This is a genomic window from Kitasatospora sp. NPDC091257 (assembly GCF_044757675.1).
Lineage (GTDB): Bacteria > Actinomycetota > Actinomycetes > Streptomycetales > Streptomycetaceae > Kitasatospora > Kitasatospora lactacystinica.
Genome location: NZ_JBIVVI010000492.1, coordinates 1 through 6,264, shown reverse-complemented (window position 1 = coordinate 6,264; position 6,264 = coordinate 1). Strand labels below are relative to the sequence as shown.

Below are 6,264 nucleotides of genomic sequence, written 5' to 3'. Positions count from 1 at the left end.
CCCACGAACCGCCACCGCGCCGTCGATCCCTGCAACGACCCTCCCCCAGGAAAGGTCTGGCCTTGTCGGAGACGTACGAGCCCCACGGCACCACCACCGACCAGGCGGACACGCGTCCCGCGCGCGGGGCCGACACCCCGGCGGCGGCCGGGGTCCGGCTCCCGGAGCCCGCGCCGGGACAGCAACGGCTCTGGGCGCTGTCCCAGCTGGACGGCGCCAACGCCGCGTACAACGAGACCCTGGCCTTCACCCTGCGCGGAACCCTCGACCGGGCGGTGCTCGCCCGTGCGCTCGACGAACTGGTCTCCCGGCACGAGGTCCTGCGCACCCGGCTGGTCGCCGGCGGAGACGGCCTCCACCAGCTGATCGGTCCGCCCGACTCCGGCTACACCCTCGCGGTGGACGACCTGACCGGGCTCCCGGACGCCGGGGCGCGCGTCACCGCCCTACAGCGCGCGGAGTCCGACACGCCCTTCGACCTGAGCCGCGGCCCGCTGGCGCGCGGCCGTCTGATCGTCCTGGCCGAGCAGCACCACGTGCTGCTGCTGACCCTGCACCACGCGGTCTTCGACGGCTGGTCCATGACCGTGATGCTGCGCGAACTCGGAACGCTGTACACGGCCTTCCGTGACGGCGCGCACTCCCCGCTGACGCCGCTGCCCCTGCAGTACGCCGACTACACCCGTTGGCAGCGGGAGTGGGCGTGCGGGGACGAACCGGCGGTGCAGGCCGCCCACTGGAGGGAAGCCCTCGCCGGCGCCCCGGCCCTGCTCGAACTGCCCACCGACCGCCCCCGCCCGCCGGAGCAGGACCACCGCGGCGGCCGGGTGCCGCTCTCCATCGACGGGGAACTCGGCACCGCCCTCACGTCGCTCGCGCGCCGGCAGGGTGGGACCCTGTTCACGGCCGTGCTGGCCGGCTGGTCCGTGGTGCTGTCGCGGCTGACCGGGCAGACCGACATCGTCGTCGGCGTCCCGACGGCGAACCGCCGCCGCGGCACCTTCTCCGACCTGATCGGATTCTTCGTCAACTCCCTGGCCGTGCGGGTCGACCTGGCGGACTCGCCGACCGGGTCGGCCGTGTTGAAGCAGGTGCGCGGCGCGCTGCGGGCCGCCCTGAAGCACCAGGACCTGCCGTTCGAGCAGGTGGTGGAGCTGATCAACCCGCCGCGCAGCACCGCCCACACCCCGCTGTTCCAGACCATGGTCGCCTGGCAGCCCTCCCGGAAGGGCCTGCTGGACCTGCCCGGGATCGAGGTCGAGCCGCTCGGCATCCCGTACGCCGGGGCCAAGTTCGACCTGGCCCTGTCGCTGGCGGAGGAGGACGACGGCCGGGTGGTCGGCCATCTGGACTACGCCGTCGCGCTGTTCGACCACCCGACGGCCGAGCGCTACGCGGGCTATCTGCTCCGGGTACTGGCCCAGCTGGTCGACCGGCCCGACCTGGGCGTGGACGAGCTGGAACTCATGGACGAGGAGGAGCGCCGCCGGGTGCTGTCGGAGTGGAGCGGCGCCGACCGGGCCCACCGGGACGACGGCACCTGCCAGAACGACCGGGACGACCGGGACGACCGCGCCGACGGGTCGGTGACGCCCGCCGCTGTCGCCCCGGCCGGGTTGGTCGAGCGCTTCCAGACCCAGGTCCGAACCCACCCCACCGGTCCGGCCCTGGTCCGGGCAGGGGAGCGGCTCGACTACGCCGCGCTCGACCGCCGCGCCAACCGGCTGGCGCACGCGCTGATCGCCCGCGGCGTCGGCCCGGACCAGGTGGTCGGCCTGCACGCCGGGCGCTCGACCGAGCTGGTGGTGGGCGTCCTCGGCATCCTCAAGGCCGGCGCCGCCTACCTGCCGCTGGACCCGGGGCAGCCGGTCGAGCGGCTGGCCGCGATGGTCGAGGACGCGGCGCCGGCCCTGGTGCTCAGCGACGCCGACGTGCCGCCCGGGGGCTGGCAGCCGGTGCGGGCGGTCGAGGCCGAGGCGGAGCGCGACGACGCACCGGGGATCACCGTCGGGCCGTCGCAGCTCGCCTATGTCATCCACACCTCCGGTTCCACCGGCCGCCCCAAGGGCGTGGCGGTGACCCACGGCAGCGTCCTCAACCTCTTCGACACCTGGCTGGCGCGCTTCGGGGCCACCCCCGGCGAGGCGGCCTCCGCCTGGTCGAGCATCGGATTCGACGCCTCGGTGCACGAGTTGCTGATGCCGCTCACCACCGGCGCCGTGCTGCACCTGGTCCCCGACGAGCTGCGCGGCGACCCGGAGGAACTGCTGGGCTGGATGCGCGAGCACCGCGTCGTGCAGGCCTTCCTGCCGCCGTCCTACGTCACGTGGATCGACGAGGACCCCGAGGCGCGCCTGGACGGGCTGGTGCTCCGTCAGCTGCTGACCGGGGTGGAGTCCCTCCCGGAGAAGGCGCTGCACCGCATCCAGCAGGCGCTGCCCGGCCTGCGCGTCTGCTACGGCTACGGGCCCACCGAGGCCACTCTGTACAGCACCGCCTACACCGACCCGCGGCCGCTGGACCGGCCGTGCCCGATCGGCCGCCCCCTCGACAACACCCGCCTCTACCTGCTCGACCGGCGGCTCCGGCCGGTGCCGACCGGGGTGACCGGCGAGGTCTTCCTCGGTGGGGCGAGCCTGGCCCGGGGCTACCTGCACCGTCCGGACCTGACCGCCGAGCGCTTCGTCGACGACCCCTTCGCGCCCGGTGAACGCCTGTACCGCACCGGGGACCTCGCCCGCTGGCTTCCGGACGGCAACGCCCAGTACCTCGGTCGCGGCGACGACCAGGTCAAACTGCGCGGCTTCCGGATCGAGCCGGGGGAGATCGAGGCCGCGCTGCTGGCCCTCCCCGGCGTGCGGGAGGCGGTGGTGCTGGCCGACCGCGACGCCGCGGGCGAGCTGCGCCTGGTAGCGGGCCTGGGCCGGGGCGACGCGGAGCCGCGCCGACCGCACGAGTGGCGTGCCGCCCTGGCACGGCGGCTGCCGGACTACATGATCCCCGCGCTCTTCGTGGAACTGCCGCGGCTGCCGCTCAACCGCAGCGGCAAGCCGGACCGCGCCGCGCTGCTGGACGCGGCCCGCTCCGCGACCCGTGCCCGGGTCAACACGGCGAGCCCGCGGGACCACGTGGAGATGACGCTGCACGGCATCTGGCGGCGGGTGCTGCTCCACCCCGGCATCGGGATATCCGACAACTTCTTCGATCTGGGCGGCACGTCGATATCCGCCATCAAGGTGGCCCTGGCCGTCCGTGAGGAGTTCGGCGAGACCCTGCCGATCCGCGACCTCGTGCAGAACCCGACCATCGAGGCCCTGGCCGAACGGCTCCGGGCGGGGGCGTCGGGCGCACCGGACGGCAACCTGGTCGAGTTCCGCCGGGGGGACGGACGACAGCGGGTGGTCTGCGTCCATCCGGCCGGCGGTACCGCCTTCTGCTACCTGCCGCTGGCCGCGGCGCTGCCCGACCGGGTCGGCGTCCTCGGAGTGCAGTCGCCCGGGATCAACCCCGGGGAGACGCCACTGCCCACGGTCGAGGCCATGGCGGAGCAGTACCTGGCGCTGGTCGACCCCCGTCCGGACGAGGCGCTGGTGCTGTGCGGTCTCTCCTACGGCGGCCTGGTCGCCCACGAGATGGGGCGCCGACTGGCCCAGGCCGGGCACACCCGGTTCAGCGTGGTGCTGCTCGACACCCACGGAACCGAGGACACGGAGCAGCTCGCCTCGATCGAGCCCGTGCCGATGGCCGAATTCCGCGACAAGCTCATCAGGTTCAACGGGATGTACCCGGGGATCGAGGACGAGCAGGTCGACCGGTACTTCCGCATCTACAACCACAACCGGATGACCGCCCGCGACTACCGGACGCCGCCCTCACCGGCCCGGCTGGTGCTGGTCGAGGCCGCCGGGGACGCATCGGCCGGCGGGAACGCGAACCGGGAACAGGAGGAGCAACTGGCGCGTGCCGTACGCGCGTTCTGGCAGCGGCGCGCCGGCGGCGGCCTGCTGGTCGAGCCGGTCGCCGGCGGCCACTGGGACCTGCTGGAGAGCGCGGCGGTGCCCCGGATCGCCGAGCTGATCGCGGCCGAGCTGGACCGCCATCCGGTGCCCCCGCCCGCCCCGGCCGAACCCGTACCCGGACAACCGTCCGCCGCGTCCGCCGCGTCCGCCGGGGAGGCATGATGCCCGCCGAGAGCGCCGTGAGCGCAGCCCCCGTCACGCCCACGGCCACCGGCCTCGCCCTGGCGGTGCACGAGCAGGCCCTGCGCACCCCCCGGGCCGTCGCGCTGGTCGACGGCGACGTCCGGCTGGACTACACGGGCCTGGAGGCCGCCGCCGCGGCGGTGGCCCACGGGTTGCGCCGTGCCGGCGTCCGCCCCGGTGAGGCGGTGGCGGTCTGCCTGCCGCGCTCCTGGCAGCTGGTCTGCGTCATGCTGGGCGCCCTGCGGCTGGGCGCCCTGGTCGTCCCGCTGGACGCGCAGAGCCCGGCGGAACGCCGACGCCACATCCTGACGGACTCGTCCAGCGTGGCCGTGGTCCACGGCGGGACGGCACCCGACGACCTGCCGGGTCGGGTGCGCCCGCTGGAGGCGGCGGCGCTGCTCGCGGCCGGACCGGGCGACCGGGAGGCGGTCTTCACCGGGGCGCCGGTCTCCTTCCTCTTCTACACCTCGGGCACGACCGGCCGCCCCAAGGGAGTCGAGGTGCGGGACGCCGGCATCCTGCGGCTGGCGAGCCCGGGGTACATCCGCATCGAGCAGGGAGCCCGCTACTCCTGCCTGTCCAATCCGGCGTTCGACGCCTTGAGCTTCGAGGTCTGGGTGCCGCTGCTGACCGGCGGCTGCTGCGTCGTCCTCGGTGACGAGGCCGTTCAGACGCCGCACCGGCTGGCCGCCGCCCTGCTGCGGGAGCGCATCGACACGGCCTTCGTCACGGTGGCCCTGTTCAACGCGGTGGTGGACACGGAGCCGTCCTGCTTCGCCGGGGTCGGACAGCTGCTGGTCGGGGGCGAGCAGCTCAACGCCCGGCTGATCCGCCGCTGGTACCGGCACAACGCGACGGCCCCCACCCGGCTGCACAACGTCTACGGCCCCACCGAGGCCACCACCTTCGCGCTGTGCCACCCGATCCCGCGCGACTTCGACGGGGACCTGGTGCCGATCGGACGGGTGCTGCCGCGGACCGGGGCCGTGCTGGTGGCCCCGGACGGCGACCGGGTCGCGGCGCCCGGGGAGGTGGCCGAACTCCATCTGTCCGGCGCCGGTCTCGCGGCCGGCTACCGCAAGCTGCCCGAGGAGACGGAGCGCCGGTTCGTCCGGCTGCCCTGGTACGACGACGGCCGCACGACGCACTACCGCACCGGCGACCTGGTGCGCGCCGACGCCGACGGCCTGGTCGAGTACGTCGGACGCGCCGACCGCCAGGTGAAGGTCCGCGGCTTCCGGATCGAGCCCGGCGAGCTGGAGCGGCAGATCGTCGCGCATCCGGCGGTGCGGCAGGCGTACGTGTGCACCCGCAGGCTCGGGGAGGACGGCCCGAACGAGCTGCTGGCGTACGTCGTGCTCGGGGAGGAGGTCCCGTTCGAGGAGTTCGACCGCCATCTGGCGGCCGGGCTGCCGGGCTACATGAGGCCCCATCACATCCACCTCGTGGACGCGCTCCCGCTGAACGCCAACGGCAAGGTCGACCGGGCCGCCCTGCTGCGCCGCAGCGACCGGCCCTGGCGCGGCCCGGAGGGCGACCGTCCGGGCGCCGCGGCCGTCACCGCGCGGCAGCGTGAGGTGCTGGCCCTGGCGGCCGAGGTGCTCGGGGTGCCGGACCTGCGGCTGGACGACCGCTGGATCGCCTCCGGCGGCGACTCGCTCAAGGCGCTGCGGCTGCGCTTCGAGGTGCGCCGGCGCTGGGGCTGCGAACTGCCCCAGGCCCGTGTGCTGACCGGGGACGTGGCGGGGATCGCCCGGGCGGTGGCGGAGGCCGGAGCCGCCGACTCGCCGTACCCGGTGCCGCCCGCCCCCACCCGGGCACGTTCGGCGTCCGCCACCAGCGAGCAGCAGCGCCTGTGGCTGCTGCAGCAGCGGGCGCCGCGCTCCCGGGCCTACGCGGTGGAACTGGCCTTCCGCCTGGACGGCCCGGTCGACACCGACGCGTTGCGCGGTTCGCTGCGGGAGCTGGTGCGGCTCCACGCGGCCCTGCGCACCGCCTTCGAGGCCGCGCCCGAGGGCCTGCGCCAGCTGGTCGGGGACCCGTACGACCCCTGGACCGAACC

The 6,264-nt window shown here is 74.8% G+C and carries 2 protein-coding genes; both read left to right on the top strand.

Annotation, left to right across the window (positions count from 1 at the left end; genetic code table 11):
- Window positions 1-56 precede the first annotated feature (56 nt).
- Window positions 57-4,181, top strand: a complete 4,125-nt coding sequence (locus ACIQOV_RS22365; protein ID WP_401051004.1) for an amino acid adenylation domain-containing protein — start codon at window positions 57-59, stop codon at window positions 4,179-4,181.
- Window positions 4,181-6,264, top strand: a 2,084-nt coding sequence (locus ACIQOV_RS22360) for an amino acid adenylation domain-containing protein (RefSeq protein WP_401051001.1), incomplete at its 3' end; no start/stop codon positions are given. The genes ACIQOV_RS22365 and ACIQOV_RS22360, both read left to right, overlap by 1 nt.